The sequence below is a fragment of the Lyngbya sp. CCY1209 genome, from assembly GCF_035615495.1.
Classification (GTDB): domain Bacteria; phylum Cyanobacteriota; class Cyanobacteriia; order Cyanobacteriales; family Microcoleaceae; genus Limnospira.
Genome location: NZ_JAJENU010000352.1, coordinates 15,109 through 33,742, shown reverse-complemented (window position 1 = coordinate 33,742; position 18,634 = coordinate 15,109). Strand labels below are relative to the sequence as shown.

Sequence of the window (18,634 nt, the reverse complement as noted above, 5' to 3'; positions counted from 1 at the left end):
GCGGATTTCTAGATGGCTTTCACAGCATAGGTTGAAGCCGCCTAACCCACCCTACTAAACCGACTACTAAACCGACTGGACCGACACATCTTAAACGGTGGGTTACGGCGGATTTATAGATGGCTTTCACAGCATAGGTTGAAGCCGCCTAACCCACCCTACGAATCAAGCACATTTTTAGCCGTGTTGGTCCACTACAATTGACAATTCTGGAGATCCGATCGCTTCAAAAACCCGGCCAAGAGGCGATCGCGTCCGTGGATTTGACCCGGTGCATCCCCGCATCCGCAAAGCGTCGGAAAGCGGCTTCCGCCTGTTGGGAAAAGTCCACCGCGTCGGGAACCACCACCGGGGACGTGCAGTCGTCCAACAGGTAAATCCGCCCCGCCAAATTGGGGTCGCGATCGCGAATTTCGGTCAGCAAATCTTCCACCGTCCAGGCGACGCAGTGACTCTTCGCCTGCCCCGCCACAATCAGGCGATCGAACCCCAGTAATTTATCGATTAAAGATTGATTTTTTTTGCCGATCGCCTCCCCATTACTGGCTTGTAAAACCTCCGGTTGCAGGGCTGAATAATTCTCCGTCAGGGGATGTTGGCCCTTGAGTTCCAGGTGAGTCTGGCTGTGGCGGGCGATATTGTGAAAAAAGATCGCCTCCTCCACCGCCGACACCAATGCATGGCCGATGCCACCGAGGATGCCGTGGTAGGGCCAGATGGTGAGGGGGAAGCGTCCGCCGTCGCCCAACTCGCGGGTGTAGTGGCGGGCGTGCTCTCCCAGGGCCTCCAGACTCCAACCTTTGATATTGGGGGCGATCGCCGGATTTACCCGCCAGCGGCCTTTCTCGACGTCCTCATCGGTGATGACGGTGGTTCCGGGTTGGGGGTGCTCGCCGCAATCGTCCACCCAGAAAATCGGGTGGAAAATCTGCGTGGGGGTGTGGGTGTCCATCGTGACGACAATTTCCGCGATCGCCCCCAAATTGTGGTAGATAAATTCGCATAGTCGCCGGTTGTCTTCCACCGCCCCCCCGACGAATAACTCGAAACCGGGGAGGCAGAAGGTATTCTGGACGTCGATCGCCAACAAACCGATCCGCATCTCGTCTTCCGCCGCCGCCTTGATTTCGTGTTGTCCGGCCCAATTGCGGGCGTCCGTCGCCCGCTGCTGGTAGGGGACTTTCCACACTTCCCCGACGCGGTGGGGGTCGAAGTGGGGGGGAATCGGCAGGGTGGGCGCAATTTCTAATACCATTATTCTTAGATGCTCGCGATCGCTATTCCGGTTGAAAGGGAGGACGTTCAATTGTTCAGATTGTCTCCGATTTTAGCCCCGTTTCGGAAATTTCGCGTCCGCCGTCGGATGGGTTTTCTACTCCTATTTTTCATCGCCGGGATCGCGATCGCCAGTTGCGGTCCCTCCGTCGGGCAAGTCCGCAACCTGGAAGCCGGCGAAGGGGAACAGATTATCATTTTGGGCGATAGCATCGCGTCGGGATACGGCGTCCCGGTGGAACGGGCTTTCCCCGCCGTCCTCAGCGATAAACTGAACGTCCCCATCCTCAACCGGGGGGTGGCGGGGGATACCACCGCGATGGGACTGAAGCGGCTGGAAGCGGACGTGCTCGACGAAAACCCCTGGCTGGTGATGGTGGAGTTGGGGGGGAATGATTACCTGCGACAAGTTCCTATCGCCGAAGCCGAGGAAAACCTGCGAGAAATGATTACCCGCATCCAAGATGAGGGGGCGATCGCGGTGATTTTGGGGGTGTACGCCGATCGCATCGGCGGGGATTATAAAAGAATGTTTGAAAGCCTCGCGAAGGAGACGCGATCGTATTTGATTCCCGATTTGTTGAAGGGTGTCGTCGGCAATCCCAAACGCCGGCAGGATGATGTTATCCACCCCAACGCCGCGGGGCATAAATTTATCGCTGATCGCGTTTATACAGACCTGCAACCGCTTCTGAAACGGGCGACTATTCCCGAATCATTGGCGGCGATAAAAATGGCAGAATAATCTCGAATTTTGCCTCCGATGTCAACCGCATATTTGCATCCGCAGATTACGCAGATTACGCAGATTTATTATTCTTTGATTTGCCGATTTTTGGGGGGGATTAACAATCGATGTCATACCTGTGTTTTTTGTCTTTTTAATGGATGAAAAAACTGTCGTGAAATCTGTCCGCACTAGGTCGCTTGAAAAAAACTGAATCAGACCCTGAAATTTTGACTTCCCCAATCTGAAGTATTTAAACCAAACCCGATCGCAGGGCGACGACGGCTACCTGAACGCGATCGTCCACCGCCAATTTATTCATGATGCCGCGGACGTGGGTTTTGATGGTGTTGGGACTTAAATACAGTTCTTCGGCAATTTCTGGGTTGCTTTTGCCTTCCACCATCAATTTTAAAACTTCCAATTCCCGGGGGGATAGGGTTCCCAGGTTGGTTTGGGGGGCCGGGGGTTTGAGATGTTCCATCACCAGGCGGGCGACTTGGGGATCGAGATAGGTGGCCCCTTCGTAAGCGGCATCCATCGCGGCAATGAGGCGATCGATACTTGCCCCTTTGACGCAGTAGGCATCGGCCCCACTCGACAAGGACGCGATCACTTCCGTTTCGGCGGTGTGAGACGTCAGCATCACCACCCGAATTTCCGGAAATTGTTCTTTGATCTGTTTGGTGGCGGCGATTCCATCCAGGCGGGGCAGGCCGATATCCATAATTACGATATCCGGCTTTTTCTCCTTCGCCGCTTCTACACCGAGATAACCATCTTCGGCAATACCCACCAGGGTAATATTGGGACAGTCTGACAAAGCCTGTTCCAACCCCAGTTGCATCATCGGATCGTCTTCGACAATTAGAACGCGCATTATTGTTTGGGAAAGTGTTAAATGACTAGAAAGGACAACATTGACCGAGTTTCATGAATCCGGGTCTGAAGTTCTATCTTACCTGTTACATTTCACCCCCAAACTTAAATTTTACCGGACTTTCAAGACCCGCACCGATTCTCCGGCCCGGACGTGGGTCTGCCCGATGGGAAGCACGGCTAGGGCGTCGGTTTGGGCGAGGTTGATCAGGTTTCCGGAATTTTGGCTTCCCGGGGCGAGGGCGAATTCTATTTCGCCGTCAACCGATCGCAGCTTGCCCCAGAGGTAGGTTTCTCGCTTGCCGCCCGATCGCAACTCGTGACGCGATCGCACCTGCATCCACTGCGGACGCCAAAACGATTCGGCGAGTCCTGATCGCTTCTTCAAAGCCGGTCCGACGAACCGCCAGCACGTCACCAAAGCGGATACGGGGTTTCCCGGCAAGCCAAAATACGAGCAGTTGGGGAAGGTGGCGAAGGTGAGGGGTTTGCCCGGTTTCACCGCCACGGATCGGACCCCAATTTTTCCCCCCAACTCGGATAGCAGTTTCGGAATATAATCATACTCCCCCACGGACACCCCGCCACTGGACAATACCACATCCGCCGTCAGAATGGCCTTGGCGATCGCGGATTTGAGGGCCTCCGGGCGATCGGGGATGATGCCGAGGCGGACGGGTTCGGCCCCCATTTGTTGAACCCAAGCCGCCAACCCGTACTGGTTGGAGTCCACCAACTGTCCCGGGCCGAGGGGGCGATCGGGCCGGACCAGTTCATTTCCCGTCGAAAGCAGGGCTACCCGCAGGGGGCGATAAACGGGGACCCGCAAACACTGGGCAGCCGCCAACACCGCCATTTCCGCCGCCCCCAGCGCGATGCCCCCCGGCAGCAGGGGATCTCCGGCTTTGTAATAGGAACCCCGGCGGCGGACGAAGGCCCCGGATTCCGGTGTGGCGAGGATTTGGACGCGATCGCCGTTTCGTTGCGTTTCCTCCTGCATGACGACGGTATCGGCCCCCTCCGGCAGGCAGGCGCCGGTAAAAATTCGCGCCGCCTGTCCGGGTTGCAGCGTCTTTTTGGGGGAAGAGCCCGCCGGAATTTCTTCGACGATCGCCAAATCGGCGGGACGTCCGGCTAGATCAGCGTGTCGCACCGCGTAGCCGTCCATCGCCGAGTTATCCCAGTGGGGAAAGTCCAGGTCGCTGGTGACGGGGGCGGCGAGAATGCGCCCCGAAGCCGCCTCCAAACTCACCGCCTCGATATCCGCCTCGTCGGGGGCGGGCACCTGTTCTAAAATAATCGATTCTGCTTCTTGAACTGATAACATCAATGTGAATGACTCGCTCCTCAATCAGTGAATCATAGAAATTGTCAAGACATGGGAGAGGGCGAATACCATTCGCCTCGACCATCTCAATTTCCCACACTCCCATTCTTCCAACGATAGCGGAGCAATTCAATCTGCGCCATCTGCGCCATCTGCGGATTGCCCCCACCCTTCCTGTATGATTGCAGTTGAACCCAAAAATTTCACTGTACAAATTATGACAGAATCCGATCTCGAAATGGAAACCAAGGGTTTGACTGCCGAACAGCACCGCCAGAAGATGCAACGGCGCAAGGAAATTCAAGACCGGCGGGTGGCGGAGCGATCGCTCGAAAAGGGATTGATTATCGTCCACACCGGCAACGGCAAGGGGAAAACCACCGCCGCCTTGGGGATGGTGCTGCGATCGCTCGGCCACGGTTACAAGGTGGCGATCGTCCAGTTCATCAAAGGGGCCTGGGAACCGGCGGAAAAAGCCGCTTTTTCTAAGTGGCCGGATCAGTTACAATTCCACGCCTTGGGGGAGGGCTTCACTTGGGAAACCCAAGACCGCGATCGCGACATTCAAAAAGCTCAAGATGCCTGGGAATTGAGCCGCTCTTTGATCGCCGATCCCGACATCAAATTGGTCCTCCTCGATGAAGTTAACATCGCCATGAAATTGGGCTATCTCCCCGTGGAAACGGTGATCGCGGGACTCGAAGACAAGCCGGAAGATTCCCACGTTATTTTGACCGGGCGCGGCGCGCCACAAAGCCTGATTGAACGGGCGGACTTGGTGACGGAAATGACCTTGATCAAACATCCGTTCCGCGAACAGGGTGTCAAGGCCCAACCGGGCATCGAATTTTAACATATTTTGTTGTTGGGCTTGCCCCCCGGAGGCGCTAAAGCGCAACAACCAACTATTATTAGGAGGATTTTTCAGCCATGTATGATTTTGCGATCGTCGGGGGTGGAATTGTCGGCCTCTCCACGGCCTATGCGTTGACAAAATACCACCCGGATGCCAAAATTGTCGTTTTGGAAAAGGAGAGTCAATGGGCGTTTCACCAAACCGGTAATAATAGCGGCGTCATTCACTCGGGAATTTATTACAAACCGGGGAGTTTGAAAGCGACCCTCTGTCGGGAAGGGTGCCGCTCGATGGTCGAGTTTTGCGAAGAACAGGGCATCGACTACGACGTTTGCGGGAAGGTGATCGTGGCGACGGAACCGGAAGAACTGCCCCTGCTTGAAAATCTCTATCAGCGGGGTCTGGAAAATCAAATTCCCGTCGAAAAAATCGGCCCGGAAGCGGTGCGGGAAATCGAGCCGCACGTCCGCTGTTTGGAAGCCATTAAAGTCAATTCTACCGGCATTGTAAGCTACGGTCAAGTCTGCCAAAAATATGCGGATTTGGTGGGCGAAAAGGGCGGAGATCTGCGGTTGAATACCAAGGTTGATAAAATTATCGAAACCTCTGATGGGTTAGTCTTGGAAACCAATCGGGGGGAATTAAAAACCCAATTTATGGTCAACTGTGCGGGACTGTACAGCGATCGCGTCGCCGAGTTGGGCAAGGTGAACCCCCCCGCCAAAATCATCCCATTTCGGGGGGAATATTACGAACTTGTCCCCGAGAAACGCTATCTAGTCAAAAACTTAATTTATCCCGTCCCTAACCCCGATTTCCCCTTTTTGGGCGTGCATTTTACCCGCATGATTGACGGTTCGGTGCACGCCGGCCCCAACGCGGTTTTGAGTTTGAAGCGGGAGGGTTACAAAAAAACGGATGTTGATTTCGCCGAATTGATGGAAATTCTCACCTATCCGGGACTGTGGAAATTGGCCGCAAAATACTGGAGTGACGGGGTGGAAGAAATCGTGCGATCGTTCAGCAAGGCGGCTTTCGTGCGGAGTTTGCAGCGGTTGATCCCGGAAGTGCAGCCAGAAGATGTCATCCCCACCCATGCCGGCGTCCGTGCCCAGGCGTTGATGAAAGATGGCGGTTTGGTGGACGATTTCTTAATCGTTGAAGGGCCGCGGGCTATGCACGTCTGCAACGCCCCCTCGCCGGCGGCGACGGCTTCTTTGGAAATCGGAAAAGCGATCGCCCAAAAAATACCCGAACTGCCCAATTTGCAAGCTCCCGTAGAAGCGTAATTTATCATTGTCCGCGTAGCACGGGCTTCTAGCCGGTCACAGGCAGGATGCCTGTGCTACAATTTTAAAAATCCCATTCCTCAAACAATTCCGCAACTGATACCGAAAATCCCGGAACCACCGCTTCGCCCTCCAAATTATCCTGGGGACGCCGGAAGCCGTCGGGCTCGGCGGAATGGTAAATTAACACATATTTCTCGTCGGGATGGATGAGCCAAAGCAGGCGAGTTTCGTTCTCAAAATATTCGACAATTTTTTCGTGTAATTCCTCGACGGTGTTGTTGGGTGAAAGAATTTCTACAGCCAAATCGGGGGAACCTTGAAAAAATCCCCTCGGGGGACGTTTTAAGCCCTGCAATCGTTCTTTTGCAACGAAGGAAATATCCGGCGATCGCCGATTCCCATCTTTGAGAGTAAATGCGGTACTCGAATCGCAGACAATTCCCAGCTTATTCTGTCTGACATAAATAGCCAGAAGTCCCCCCAATAACGAGCCAATTCCGCCATGCTCCATCCCCGAATTGCCCATATCTAGCAACTCCCCATCCACCAACTCATAGCGGCGCTCATCTTTGGACAACGCCATAAATTCTTCATCTGTCCAAATATTTTTTTCGGTCGAAGTTGCCATCAAAAAACCTCCGAAAACTGTCGAATTAACAGGGGAGATATTGTCTCCCCTTTTGCTCAACTTACCGCCGCCACTTCAACGGATTTTTCCGGGCGCGATCGCCGCCCCTTCAAAACCATCGGAATGCCCCCTCGCGCCGCGAGGGTGACGCCCCGCCGAGACGCTTTCGGAGGTTTCGAGTCCGCCCAAGCCAACTCATAATTTAACATCACCGTCGCCAGCGTTAATTTCATTTCATATTGTGCCAACGCCATGCCGATACACTGGCGGGAACCGCTGCCGAAGGGCAGGTATTCGTAGGGGGAATATTTCCGCTCCAAAAATCGCTCCGGTTTGAACTGTTCGGGTTCGGGATAAATTGACGGGTTGCGGTGGAGGAGATAAATGCAACCGACAACTGTCGTTCCGGGTTCGAGGTGGTAGCCCATCAACTCCACGGGTTGAGTTGTAACCCGGGGAAATGTGATCATTGCAACGGGGTAAATTCGCAGGCTTTCCTGACAGATTGCGCTCAAATAAGGCAGGCGATAAATGGTCATCGGATCGGCGTTTGGGGGCAATGTTGCCAACTCCGACAACAGGCGATCGCGCACTTCCGGGAGTCGGTTCACCCAGTACAAAGACCAGGCCATTGCGGTGGCGGTGGTTTCGTGTCCCGCAAATAAAAGCGTCAGCAATTCGTCCCGCAATTCTTCATTCGTCATGGGTTGGCCGTCTTCGTCCCGCGCCGCCATCATCAAGCTGAGAATATCCGTGCGAGTTTCGTCGGGATGTTGGCGACGTTCCTCGATTTCTTCAAATAGCAATTCGTCGATTTCCTGCCGCAACCGCCGGAACCGCCCCCAGGGACTCCAAGCCCCCAAATCTTGCTGCAAAAATGGGAAAAATAACAGGCTGGCACTCAGGGGAGAATCGACCACTTTGGAGAGGTTTCCGGTCAGTTCTTTGAGGCGATCGTAGCGGGTTCCTTCGTAAACTCCAAACACGGCCTGAAGGATCACCGCTAGGGAAATTTCCTGCATGGAATCCCGCGCCCGGAACGGTTTCCCAACCTCCCAGCGATCGCCCACTTTTCGAGTCAAATCGCAGATCAATTGTCCGTAATTGAACATCCGTTCGCCGTGGAAGGGCGGCATCAACAATTTGCGCTGGCGCCGGTGCGCCTTGTCTTCCAGCAGGATCACGGATTTATCCCCCACCAGGGGTTTCAAAATCCCGTTGACGGAACCGGGAGCGGTCAATTCTTTGGTATCGTGAGTGAGGATATATTGGATAGCTTCCGGATGGGACGTGAAAATCAGGTTGCGACACCCCGCCCCGATTCGCGTGCCGAAAATATCCCCATATTTCCGGGCGCAAGTGTTCATATAATCGACGGGATCGGCGATCCACTGGAATTCCTGAATCAAGTGAGAAGTTTTCGGACCGTTAATCTGTTTCACGTTCATAATTATTTTCCCGGCTGTTGCATCATTCTTCACCCCCAGTTTAAATAATAATTACGAAAATTGTCGATCCGTTGTTGCGCTTTAGCGCCCCAAATCCCGCATCTCCTAACTCTCCGCCCGAGATGGGTTAAAATAATCGTAAATTTGTCGGGCTAACTTGGGGCCGATGCCGGGAACTTCCGCCAGTTGTTCCGATGTGGCTATGCGAATATAATCAATGGATCGAAAGTGCGCCAGGAGCAATTTTTGGCGGTGGTGTCCGAGTCCGGGAATCTCGTCGAGGCGCGATCGCTTCATCCGTTCGCTGCGTTTGTTGCGGTGGAAACTGACGGCAAATCGGTGCGCTTCGTCCCGCAGCCGCCGCAGCAGTTGCACCCCGGGCTGTTCGGGGTCGGTTTCCAGGGGTAAAGACTCGCCGGGAAGAAAAATTTCCTCCCGCCGCTTCGCCAAACCGACGACTTTCACCTCTTCCAAAATATCGAGATCTCGCAACACTTCCACCACCGCAGACAGTTGCCCCTTGCCACCGTCGATGACGACCAAATCGGGTCTGTCCTGGCTTTCGGAATTGTGATCATCTCGGAAGCGGCGGGCGAGCACTTCCGCCATGCTGGCGAAGTCGTCCGATCGCCCCGATCGCACGTCGGGATTTTTGATTTTATAGTGGCGGTAGTGCTGTTTGGCGGGCAAACCGTCGATAAAAACCGCCCGGGACGCCACGGCATCGGAGCCCTGAATGTGGGAGATATCGTAACATTCGACGCGGTGGGGCAACTCGGGCAAATCGAGAATTTCCGCGAGATCTTGCAGGGCGGCGGTGTTGCGATCGCCCATCTTTTGCACCCTCGCCAACTCGTAGCCGGCGTTGCGTTCCACCATTTCAATTAACTCGGCTTTTGTCTGCCGTTGGGGGGTCACAAACGTCACTTTTCGACCCCGGCGATCGCCCAGCCAGTCCGCCAACATGGATTCGTCGGGTATATCATATTGTAACAATATTTCGCCGGGAATTTCCACATCATCGACCGTGCGATAATGTTCCTCCAAAACCCGCTGCAAGATCGCCCCCAACTCCGCAGAAGTCAGCGAAGATTCGCCATTTTTAACAGACGAGACTTCGGCTACAAATCCCAACCGTCCCACTAATTGACCGGCGCGAATTTGGAACAGTTGGACGCAGGCTTGTTTGTCATCCGCGGCTAATGCGATCGCGTCCCGAGAAACGCGATCGTCGGGGAGGGATACTTTCTGATCCGCATTTAAGGACTGCAAACCCTGGATGCGATCGCGCAATCTCGCCGCTGTTTCAAAGTTCAACTCCGCCGCCGCTTCCTCCATTTGGACTCTCAAGGTTTCGATCAGTTCCCCCGTCCGCCCCTGAAACACCATCGCCACTTTTTCCACAATTTTTCGATAGTCTTCCGGGGAGATCATCTGCTGGCAAACCCCCGGACATCTGCCGATATCGTAGTTTAAACAGGGGCGATCTTTGAACAGCGGTTTGGGACGCTGGCGCAGGGGAAATAACCGCTTCACCAACTGCAATGTCGTCCGCAGCAGCCCGGTGTCAACATAGGGGCCGTAGTAGCGATCTCTGGGGTTGCCCAACCGCCTCTTTCGGGTGATGAAAATGCGGGGATATTGTTCCGACCAGGTGATGCAGAGGTAGGGATATTTTTTGTCGTCTTTGAGTAAAACGTTGAAGTGCGGCTGGTGGCTTTTCACCAGGTTGGCTTCCAACGCCAAGGCTTCCGCTTCGGTGTCGGTGACGATAAATTCGATGTCGGCGACCTGTTGCACCATCAGGCTGATGCGGTGGCTGTGGTGGTGGCGATCGCGGAAGTAAGACCTCACCCGCGATCGCAGTTTTTTGGACTTGCCGATGTAGAGAATATTGTCCGCACTGTCCCGCATCAAATAGACCCCGGGAACCGGCGGTATTTCTTTCAACCGCGTTTCCAGGCGATCGGGATCTTTGACCAAGGGTTGAGTTTGGAGAGTCGGCATTAATATCGAAGTTGAGATAAAGGACTTTCGGACATTTACATTCTAACAATTTTCGTTATCAATGGTGTTGCATAACCGGTCAAAATGTTCTATCATTTTGAATGAAAGTTGACTCAAAATTTTCATTTTAAATCAAACGATGGCTTCGTTGTTGCGCTTCAGCGCTTCTGAGGGGGCTCCGAGTCCAACAACGAGTGATGGAAGTTGTTGCGCTTCAGCATCCCGGCGAAGATGAGTATAAATACTCAAGATTTGCCGGTGGCCCTCCATCATATCATTTTGTCAATCGTCAGATAGGGAAAACTTATCAATCGCTCCGAAATCCTGAAAATTTTCTGCAATTTTGTTTTGATTGATGCAATTGTAAAGTTCATTAACAGGTACTCTCAGACCAGTTGACGATTAAAATCGTGCCGAGTCAGCCGGAGGGGGGATAGTCATCGCTTCTCATAAATGTTAAAATTCGTAACATACCATTGAGCAATGTAAACATTCTCAGATTCACCCGGAGTTGGCCGGCCAACTCGGTGGGTTGCAAACGAGAGGAAAGCGCAATTGCCCGCCCGCTTTTCTTCCCCAGCTCAAGGTATGGGCTTAATTCGTCAGACCTTTATTAAAGGATGAGGTATCCAGCGGGAGATGAGCCATGAAAACTGCTAAAACCTCGGACACAGACTCAGTTCGTGCCTACCTGCGAGAAATTGGTCGCGTTCCCCTGCTGACCCACGAGCAAGAAATTCTCTATGGCAAACAGGTGCAACGGGCGACCGCCCTCCAGGACAAACGAGACAAACTTGCCAAACGACTGGGCCGCGAACCGAGCGATGCAGAATGGGCGGAGGAGGTCAAGTTGTCCGCCCACGAACTCAAGCAGATCCTGCACCAGGGTCAAACCGCCAAGCGCAAGATGGTGGAGGCCAATCTCCGCCTCGTCGTGTCTGTGGCCAAGAAATATATCAAGCGCAACGTGGATCTGTTGGACTTGATCCAGGAAGGGACCATCGGAATGCAGCGCGGCGTGGAGAAGTTCGACCCCACCAAGGGCTACCGATTTTCCACCTACGCCTACTGGTGGATTCGCCAAGCGATCACCCGGGCGATCGCGGAAAAGGGCCGCACCATCCGCCTGCCGATCCACATCACGGAAAAACTCAACAAAATCAAGAAAGCCCAGCGACAACTGGCGCAAGAACTCGGGCGATCGGCCACCATCAACGAACTCGCCGACGAACTCGATCTGACTCCGAAACAAATTCGCGAGTACCTCGAACGGGCGAGACTTCCCCTGTCGTTAGACCTGCGGGTGGGGGACAACCAGGACACGGAATTGGGCGACCTGTTGGAAGATACCAGCACCTCCCCCGAGGAATTCGCCCTCAATTCGTCCCTGCGATCGGATTTGGAGTCGCTGATGGCCGACCTCACCGAACAGCAGCGGCAGGTATTGGCCCTGCGCTTCGGCTTGGAGGACGGACAGACGTTGACGTTGGCCAAAATCGGCGATCGCCTCAACATCAGTCGGGAACGGGTGCGCCAGATCGAGCGGGAGGCCCTGACCAAACTCCGCAAGCGCAAGCAGGACATGAACGACTATCTGGCGAGTTAGCCGTCAATCTCGGATTGAAAATTCCATCACATTAACCATTTTCAATCAACTTTAAATTGGGGACCGGGGAAACGGGCGATGTCCGAATACCCGGTCCCGATCACTTTTGATGTCCGATCCCCCAAATCCCCCTCGCCAAGGGTAATTATAGCAACGAGCGCTCGTGTGTTTACAGTTTCGCTTTGGGGACAAAACTCGAAAGCCTGATTTCAAGGGAATTTCCAATCCCTACACCCGACACCCTACACCCTACACCCTACACCCGCGCGCAGCGCTATATCAATTATCAATTGTCAATTATCAATTATCAGAAGTGGGGTTTTCGGCCAATTGAGTTCGGTTTTTCGGACTTAAGGTTTCCGACCGATTTGCTAAATTATAAATAAGCAACAAATCGAACTCCGACAAGCGCCAATTCCGCATAATCCCCGCGAACACAAGCATTTGAACCGATCGCACGGTGGAGGTGTACCGATGAATCGACCCGAACATCAAAACTCAGAATTTTTTACCGCAGACACCCAAAACGGCCCGGACTTACTCTGGCAATACGTCCAATCCATGAGCCCGGAAACCATCTCCCAACTCTCCAAACCCACTTCTCCGGAAGTCTTCCAGGTGATGGAACGGAACATCGTCGGGCTGTTGGGAAATCTCCCCGCCGAACATTTCGGCGTCAGCGTCACCACCAGCAGGGAACACCTGGGACGCCTGTTGGCTTCGGCGATGATGAGCGGCTATTTTATCCGCAACGCCGAACAGCGGATGGCTTTCGAGCGATCGCTGCACGGAATCGGGGTTGCCGACAGCGAAGATTCGTGACATGATTTTTAATCGATCGGTCGCGTTTTAGAAGTCACTTTGTCCCACCGCAACCATTCCGCCGATCCGGTCAATCCCACCTGGGAGTTGCCGGATTTTGACGTTTTAGAATTGAGGCGATCGCTCCTGAATTGGTATCGACGGCAGGGGCGAGATCTGCCCTGGCGCCGCAGCCGCGAACCCTATCAGATCTGGATCGCCGAAATCATGCTTCAACAAACCCAGGTCAAAACTGCCTTGCCCTATTACCAAAGGTGGCTCAACCAATTTCCCACCCTGGAAACCCTCGCGGAAGCGGATTTGCAACAGGTTTTGAAAGCATGGCAAGGGCTCGGATATTACGCCCGGGCTCGGAATCTACACGCCTGTGCCCAAACCCTGGTAAGGGAGTATAATAGCACTTTCCCCGATACTTTAGAAGATGTGTTGAAATTGCCGGGAATCGGTCGCACCACGGCCGGCGGCATCCTGAGTTCGGCCTTCGATCTGCCGATCTCGATCCTTGACGGCAACGTGAAGCGAGTCCTGTCCCGACTGATCGCCCTACCCGTCCCCCCCAAACGGGGGTTAAAATGCCTCTGGGCGCTTTCCGATCGCCTCGTCGATCCCCCCCATGCCCGGGACTTCAACCAGGCCTTGATGGACCTGGGAGCGACCCTGTGCACCCCAAAAGCGCCCGAGTGTCCCCGGTGTCCCTGGAAAGATAGCTGTCAGGCCAATTTATTAAATCTGCAATCTGAAATTCCCATGCGAGAAGCCTCATCCCCCCTTCCCCACAAGTTGATCGGCGTCGCCGTCATCTGGAACGATCGCCGACAAATTTTGATCGACAAACGTCCGGCAAAAGGACTCCTGGGGGGTCTGTGGGAATTTCCCGGCGGCAAAATCGAACCGGGGGAAACCGTCGAAGATTGCATCCGGCGAGAAATTGAAGAGGAAATCGGCATTGCGATCGCCGTCGAAGACCACCTGATCACCCTCGAACACGCCTACACCCACTTTCGCGTCACCCTGCAAGTTTACCACTGTCGCCACCTCAGCGGCGAACCCCGCGCGATCGAATGCGACGAAATTCGCTGGGTAACATTAGATGAAATCGATCGCTTTCCCTTCCCCAAAGCCAACGAAAAAATTATCGCGGCTTTGCGGGAGGGAGTGGGGAATAGGTAATCGGAAATTGAAGCCCCCAGAATTGGGGGTTTGGGGGCGAGTTTCACTTTTCACTGATTAAACCGGAACGCCGGGGGCATTGTGAAACACCGGCAGGGTGAAGTGAAAACAACTCCCCTCACTCAACACAGAATCCACCCAAATTTGGCCGTAGTGGGCCCGGATGATCCGCTGACACAGGGACAAGCCGATGCCGTAGCCGTCTTGGGATTCGTCCCGTTCCAGGCGGAAGCGATCTTGGAAAATGCGATCGCGGTTTTCCTCGGGAATCCCCGGACCGCTGTCGCAGATGCTCACCTGCACTTTTTGGGTGGTGCGGTGCAGGATAGAAACCTGGATCGTGCCCCCCTCCGGGGTATACTTGATCGCATTATCCAGCAAATTGACGAACACCTGGCGGATGCGATCGCGATCAGCGTAAACCTGCGGCGTGTCGCCGGGTAGGTCGGTTTTCAGTTGCAGGGATTTGGCAACCAACTGGTCGTGAAATTCCGCCAACACTTCATGGAAAAACTCCACCAGGGACAGTTGGGTGGGCTGGAGTTGCAGTCGCGAACTCTGGCCCGTCGCCGTTTGCAGGATGTTGGTGATCATGCGATCGATGGTGCGGATCTGGCTGCGGGCCTGTTGGATCAGCCGCGATTTCAGGGCGGGGGTAATTTTTCTGGGGTTGCCCTCTTTCGTCATCTGGGCGGATTCGAGGGTTTCCAGAGCCAGAGATGTCGCAGTGAGGGGACTGCGGAGATCGTGAGCCAAAATTTCCATGATCCGATCTTTGAAGCTCAGTTGCTGTTGCAACTGTTCTTTATCCTGTTTGAGGCGGAAGACTTCGTCGCTGAGTCGGATCAGTTCCGCGACGTAGTTGATGGAGGCGACGGAGTTGTAGGCGGGGGCGGAAGCGTTGGGATTGGATTTCTGTTGGCTTTGGTAGCGCTCGAGCGATCGCACCCACCGCGGCCACCAGTCGTCCAGTTGGGCCATGATATCGCTGCCAGCCAAAATGTGCCGGGGGTCTGGGTGGATCTTCACCAGGGCGGGTGTCGCCACCAATTTGAAGTGTTCGGCGAGGTAAGGCTGCTCCCCGACATCGATAATTTGCAGTTCAAAGCGATCGGGCGGTTCGAGTTGGTCGAGATACTGGCGGATCTGCCGAACTTGTTCCTGGGAACTGGGGCGGCGATCGACGAACAGCAAGAGTTGTAACACTGCTTCAGGAGAAACGGAGCTTTCGGAAGTGACCTGCATGAAGTCCTCTGAGAGGGGCAGAAGACCGGAATGATTCGAGTCCACTGGAGAAATAGAAGAGCTAGACCGTGATAGTAGCACTTGCCTTCTAGTTTAATTTAAGATCTGCTTTAGATTTTAACCTGTTGTTCGGGACGATGGGTATCTTGGATCACGGATTTGACGTGCAATGGGTGATGTCTCGGGAACGTCTCAAAATGTGAGATAGTGGGGGCTTGGTGTTAATTGGGGTGTGGGGAAGGGTTGACTCGACTCCCGAGTCTCGATTCCCGACTCCCAATTCTGAATCAACGAGGTAGACCGGTCATGTGGGTGAGCTGGCAGAAAAATCCGTCCCTGAAACTGTTACTCGGAAGTGCGATCGCCTTTTTCGCGATCTGCACGGTTTTGATCGGGCACCGCTATTTCAGCTTCTACGCCTCCTACGACCAGGGCATTTTCAACCAGGTGTTTTGGAACGGCATCCACGGGCGGTTTTTTGAGAGCTCCCTCTCCTCGGCCCTCTCCACCAACGTCGTCCACAACGGCGAATTTCCCAATGTCGCCTATCACCGCCTCGGACAGCATTTCACCCCCGCCTTACTCCTGTGGCTGCCCATTTACGCCTTATTTCCCTCCCCCATCACCCTCAGCCTGTTGCAGGTGACCCTGGTGACGGCGGCGGGACTCGTCCTCTACATTCTGGCCAGACAGTATTTGCAACCGCCGCTGTCGGCTTTAATTGTGGTCAGCTTTTACGGCGCCAATGCGGTACTCGGCCCCACCCTCGCCAATTTCCACGATATTTCCCAAATTCCCCTGTTCGTCTTCACCCTGCTTTTGGCGATGGAAAAGGGCTGGTGGTGGCTGTTCTGGATTTTTTCGGTTCTGATTTTGGGGGTGCGGGAAGACTCCGGGGTGGTTTTGTTCGGCGTCGGCGTTTACATGGTCCTCAGCCGCCGCTTCCCCCGACGAGGATTGATTATTTGTATCCTCAGTTTCGGTTATATGTTGGTTCTCACCAACCTGATCATGCCGTTATTTTCGGCGGATATCTCGGAGCGGTTCATGATGGAGCGGTTCGGCCAGTACGCCGACGGTCCGGAAGCCTCGACCCTGGAGATTATTTGGGGGATGGTCAGCAATCCGTTTCGGCTGATCGGGGAACTGTTCACGCCCTTTTTCGGAACTTTGAAATATCTCTTGGGTCAGTGGTTGCCCCTGGCGTTCGTGCCCGCGATCGCCCCCGCATCTTGGGCGATCGCCGGTTTTCCCCTCCTGAAGTTATTTTCGGCCAAGGGCGTCTCGGTTTTGGCGATCACGATTCGCTACGCCATGACGGTGGTCCCCGGCCTATTTTACGGCACGATTCTCTGGTGGGCTGACCGCCAGAAAAAACACCCGGGGGAATCCCTCCCCTCCCCCCAATTCCGCCGCTTCTGGATCGGCTGTATCGCCCTATCTCTGGTGTTTACGCTGACATCCAATCCCAACCGCACCCTCTATTTTCTGATTCCCGATTCCGTACAACCCTGGGTTTACGTCCCCCTGACTCAACAATGGCCCCGGGCGGCGACTTTGCGATCGTTTTTGGCGGAAATCCCCCCGGATGCTGGGGTTGCAGCCACCACTTATTTAGTCCCCCACGTTTCCAGTCGCCGTCAGGTATTGCGGTTTCCGAGGTACCGACTGCACGACGATTCGGGTGAGTTGGTTTCCCTCGATTACGTCGTCGCCGACCTGTGGCAATTGCAGCGCTACGGGGTCGCTTTTGATAGCGATCGCGACAAGCTTCGGGAAATTATCGATCGCATCGATTACCTCACCGCGACGGTGCAATACGGGATTCTCCGGTTCGAGGACGGGGTGATTTTGATGCGACGGGCCGCACCTTCCGATCTGGATGCGGTGGAGGCTTGGTTGGCGTATCGCGAAACGGTTGTCGGCGATAATCAGTAAACAATCCGCAGATTTCGCAGATTTTCGCAGATGGGGAATCGGGGGGTGAAAGCATATTTTGGTTGATTTGTCAATCCCCCCGAAAATTCCCCGAAAAAAACTCGTTTCACGGGGAGGTGATTGTGATCTCGATCACTTGCGGGTTTGGGGCGAGTTTTTGGAGCGGGGAATTGCCGATATTGTTGGGGTTATGGGATTTCGTGAAAACTTGAGTGGGGGCGATCGCCTGAAATTACCTACACGAAGACTAGCATCACATATAAGCTTAACTTTACCACCTCCCGAAAACGGCGTCAAGTGGCGCAATCTCGCGGCGGAAACCGTTGAGAATGAGAACCATTCTCACGTTAAAAATATCTGTCTAATTGAATATTTGAATAATATCTAAAAAAATCAATAAATTTCGATTATCAAAAATCCCCTCTCTGTGTCCTCTGTGCCTGGAGTGGTAAATTTCTACCCTCTTAATTCTCACCCGACTCGGGCACGGAAGGCGACGATCGCAAAATTGTGGAGCCGAAGCCGTACAGAGCAATCACCAGAGAAGCCATCAGGGCGGTGGTGACGATCAGGGGTTCATCAGCTTGGTTGATGGCGATCGCGATGAGAGCCCAAATCATCACCAGGGGATAGGCGGTTTCGCGGTGTCGGACTCGCATGAGAATCGCGATCGTCGCCGCCACGACAATTAAAATCGCCGTCCACACCGACGGCGCAAGGCCCCAACCGTTCCAATTCAGGGTGTAGAGGGCGATCGCCACATTGACGATGGTCGCCACGCTAATCCAGCCCATGTAGATGCTGAGGGGAACGTTCACGAACCAGGCTTCCAACTTGGGGACCCGGACGCGACCCACATCCAAGTTCAAATAAGAATAAATCAGCGACAGCAAAATGATTGCCATCGCCGCCACCGAGAGGGAAAAGAGCCGATATAGAAATAAAAATATCCAGGCAATCTGAGCTAAACTTGCCAAAACCAAGCCGTAACCCATCTGATCTAAATGGGTATTATCCCGCTGGCCGGGGAGAACCTGATAAATGCCGAGGGCAAATAATCCCAGATAAATTAAACCCCAAATGGAAAACGCATAGCTGGCGGGGATGATTTTGACATCCGCAAAAAATTGATCGGAAATCTGGCCGACGTTCAACCCGTTGACGGGATCGATATTCGTCCAGATATTGACCGCGAAGGCGGCGACGATCGCCAGCAAAGTCGCCCAGCGTCTGATGCTGTCGGGTGGCGAGGATGGTTCTGTCGGTGTCATCGCAGATGTCCCCAATGCCGCAAAGAATCTAACGGGTCTAAATCGGGTGCGGTGGCAAAAATATAGCGCCGCACGCTTCTCAATCGGAAATAGGTAATAGGGAATAGGGAATAGGTAATAGGTATGGGAATCAGTCGCCTTTC

Annotated in this window: 15 protein-coding genes; 7 read left to right on the top strand and 8 right to left on the bottom strand. The window is 54.0% G+C overall.

The window, feature by feature from the left end:
- Positions 1-226 precede the first annotated feature (226 nt).
- Positions 227-1,255 (bottom strand): isochorismatase, encoded by a 1,029-nt coding sequence (locus tag LKE08_RS09855; RefSeq protein ID WP_324704045.1) that lies wholly within the window; start codon positions 1,253-1,255, stop codon positions 227-229.
- Between the two features lie 60 nt (positions 1,256-1,315).
- Between LKE08_RS09855 and LKE08_RS09850 the strand changes: the two genes are divergently transcribed.
- Positions 1,316-2,020: a GDSL-type esterase/lipase family protein gene (locus tag LKE08_RS09850; protein ID WP_324704044.1), complete on the top strand. Its 705-nt coding sequence runs from the start codon at positions 1,316-1,318 to the stop codon at positions 2,018-2,020.
- Between the two features lie 235 nt (positions 2,021-2,255).
- Here the strand turns inward: LKE08_RS09850 and LKE08_RS09845 are convergent, their stop codons facing one another.
- Together LKE08_RS09845 and glp are read right to left on the bottom strand one after the other, a co-directional pair.
- A complete protein-coding gene (locus LKE08_RS09845; protein WP_324704043.1) occupies positions 2,256-2,882 on the bottom strand; it encodes a response regulator transcription factor in 627 nt (208 codons plus the stop codon).
- Between the two features lie 111 nt (positions 2,883-2,993).
- The gene (glp, locus tag LKE08_RS09840) at positions 2,994-4,208 is read right to left on the bottom strand and encodes a gephyrin-like molybdotransferase Glp (protein WP_324704042.1); all 1,215 of its coding nucleotides are present in this window, start codon (positions 4,206-4,208) and stop codon (positions 2,994-2,996) included.
- A gap of 238 nt (positions 4,209-4,446) precedes the next feature.
- On the opposite strand from glp, the gene cobO reads away from it, so the two are divergent.
- Positions 4,447-5,061 (top strand): cob(I)yrinic acid a,c-diamide adenosyltransferase, encoded by a 615-nt coding sequence (gene cobO / locus LKE08_RS09835; RefSeq protein ID WP_324704047.1) that lies wholly within the window; start codon positions 4,447-4,449, stop codon positions 5,059-5,061.
- A 77-nt stretch (positions 5,062-5,138) separates the two neighbouring features.
- A complete protein-coding gene (gene lhgO / locus LKE08_RS09830) occupies positions 5,139-6,353 on the top strand; it encodes an L-2-hydroxyglutarate oxidase (protein WP_324704041.1) in 1,215 nt (404 codons plus the stop codon).
- Between the two features lie 64 nt (positions 6,354-6,417).
- On the opposite strand, the gene LKE08_RS09825 is transcribed toward lhgO, so the two are convergent.
- The 3 genes from LKE08_RS09825 to uvrC all read right to left on the bottom strand — a co-directional run bounded on the left by LKE08_RS09825 (position 6,418) and on the right by uvrC (position 10,439).
- Positions 6,418-6,984 carry a Uma2 family endonuclease gene (locus tag LKE08_RS09825; RefSeq protein WP_324704040.1) on the bottom strand — a complete coding sequence of 189 codons (567 nt, stop codon included), beginning with the start codon at positions 6,982-6,984 and terminating at the stop codon, positions 6,418-6,420.
- A 56-nt stretch (positions 6,985-7,040) separates the two neighbouring features.
- Positions 7,041-8,426 carry a cytochrome P450 gene (locus LKE08_RS09820; RefSeq protein ID WP_324704046.1) on the bottom strand — a complete coding sequence of 462 codons (1,386 nt, stop codon included), beginning with the start codon at positions 8,424-8,426 and terminating at the stop codon, positions 7,041-7,043.
- A 111-nt stretch (positions 8,427-8,537) separates the two neighbouring features.
- Positions 8,538-10,439 (bottom strand): excinuclease ABC subunit UvrC, encoded by a 1,902-nt coding sequence (gene uvrC / locus LKE08_RS09815; protein WP_324704039.1) that lies wholly within the window; start codon positions 10,437-10,439, stop codon positions 8,538-8,540.
- Positions 10,440-11,085: 646 nt separating this feature from the next.
- On the opposite strand from uvrC, the gene LKE08_RS09810 reads away from it, so the two are divergent.
- The 3 genes from LKE08_RS09810 to mutY all read left to right on the top strand — a co-directional run bounded on the left by LKE08_RS09810 (position 11,086) and on the right by mutY (position 14,037).
- Positions 11,086-12,045 (top strand): RNA polymerase sigma factor, RpoD/SigA family, encoded by a 960-nt coding sequence (locus LKE08_RS09810; protein ID WP_324704038.1) that lies wholly within the window; start codon positions 11,086-11,088, stop codon positions 12,043-12,045.
- Positions 12,046-12,519: 474 nt separating this feature from the next.
- Positions 12,520-12,867, top strand: a complete 348-nt coding sequence (locus LKE08_RS09805; RefSeq protein WP_324704037.1) for a DUF760 domain-containing protein — start codon at positions 12,520-12,522, stop codon at positions 12,865-12,867.
- A gap of 39 nt (positions 12,868-12,906) precedes the next feature.
- Entirely contained in the window at positions 12,907-14,037 is a 1,131-nt protein-coding gene (mutY, locus tag LKE08_RS09800; RefSeq protein ID WP_324704036.1) for an A/G-specific adenine glycosylase, read from the top strand.
- 57 nt (positions 14,038-14,094) lie between these two features.
- Here mutY and LKE08_RS09795 read toward each other — a convergent pair whose 3' ends face one another.
- On the bottom strand, positions 14,095-15,282 hold the full coding sequence (locus tag LKE08_RS09795; protein ID WP_324704035.1) for a histidine kinase: 1,188 nt from the start codon (positions 15,280-15,282) through the stop codon (positions 14,095-14,097).
- Between the two features lie 306 nt (positions 15,283-15,588).
- Here LKE08_RS09795 and LKE08_RS09790 point away from each other — a divergent pair, with 306 nt between their 5' ends.
- Positions 15,589-17,220, top strand: coding sequence for a DUF2079 domain-containing protein (locus LKE08_RS09790; RefSeq protein ID WP_324704034.1), 1,632 nt, complete (start codon positions 15,589-15,591; stop codon positions 17,218-17,220).
- Between the two features lie 464 nt (positions 17,221-17,684).
- Here the strand turns inward: LKE08_RS09790 and LKE08_RS09785 are convergent, their stop codons facing one another.
- Positions 17,685-18,491 carry a tryptophan-rich sensory protein gene (locus tag LKE08_RS09785; RefSeq protein ID WP_324704033.1) on the bottom strand — a complete coding sequence of 269 codons (807 nt, stop codon included), beginning with the start codon at positions 18,489-18,491 and terminating at the stop codon, positions 17,685-17,687.
- Positions 18,492-18,634 lie beyond the last annotated feature (143 nt).

Excerpts from the sequence above, each read along its gene's own strand:
- LKE08_RS09825 (WP_324704040.1), bottom strand. The coding sequence starts at position 6,984 with ATGGCAACTTCGACCGAAAAAAATATTTGGACAGATGAAGAATTTATG.
- glp (WP_324704042.1), bottom strand. The coding sequence starts at position 4,208 with ATGTTATCAGTTCAAGAAGCAGAATCGATTATTTTAGAACAGGTGCCC.
- LKE08_RS09810 (WP_324704038.1), top strand. The coding sequence starts at position 11,086 with ATGAAAACTGCTAAAACCTCGGACACAGACTCAGTTCGTGCCTACCTG.
- cobO (WP_324704047.1), top strand. The coding sequence starts at position 4,447 with ATGGAAACCAAGGGTTTGACTGCCGAACAGCACCGCCAGAAGATGCAA.
- LKE08_RS09845 (WP_324704043.1), bottom strand. The coding sequence starts at position 2,882 with ATGCGCGTTCTAATTGTCGAAGACGATCCGATGATGCAACTGGGGTTG.
- LKE08_RS09855 (WP_324704045.1), bottom strand. The coding sequence starts at position 1,255 with ATGGTATTAGAAATTGCGCCCACCCTGCCGATTCCCCCCCACTTCGAC.
- LKE08_RS09795 (WP_324704035.1), bottom strand. The coding sequence starts at position 15,282 with ATGCAGGTCACTTCCGAAAGCTCCGTTTCTCCTGAAGCAGTGTTACAA.
- LKE08_RS09805 (WP_324704037.1), top strand. The coding sequence starts at position 12,520 with ATGAATCGACCCGAACATCAAAACTCAGAATTTTTTACCGCAGACACC.
- lhgO (WP_324704041.1), top strand. The coding sequence starts at position 5,139 with ATGTATGATTTTGCGATCGTCGGGGGTGGAATTGTCGGCCTCTCCACG.
- LKE08_RS09790 (WP_324704034.1), top strand. The coding sequence starts at position 15,589 with ATGTGGGTGAGCTGGCAGAAAAATCCGTCCCTGAAACTGTTACTCGGA.
- LKE08_RS09785 (WP_324704033.1), bottom strand. The coding sequence starts at position 18,491 with ATGACACCGACAGAACCATCCTCGCCACCCGACAGCATCAGACGCTGG.
- uvrC (WP_324704039.1), bottom strand. The coding sequence starts at position 10,439 with ATGCCGACTCTCCAAACTCAACCCTTGGTCAAAGATCCCGATCGCCTG.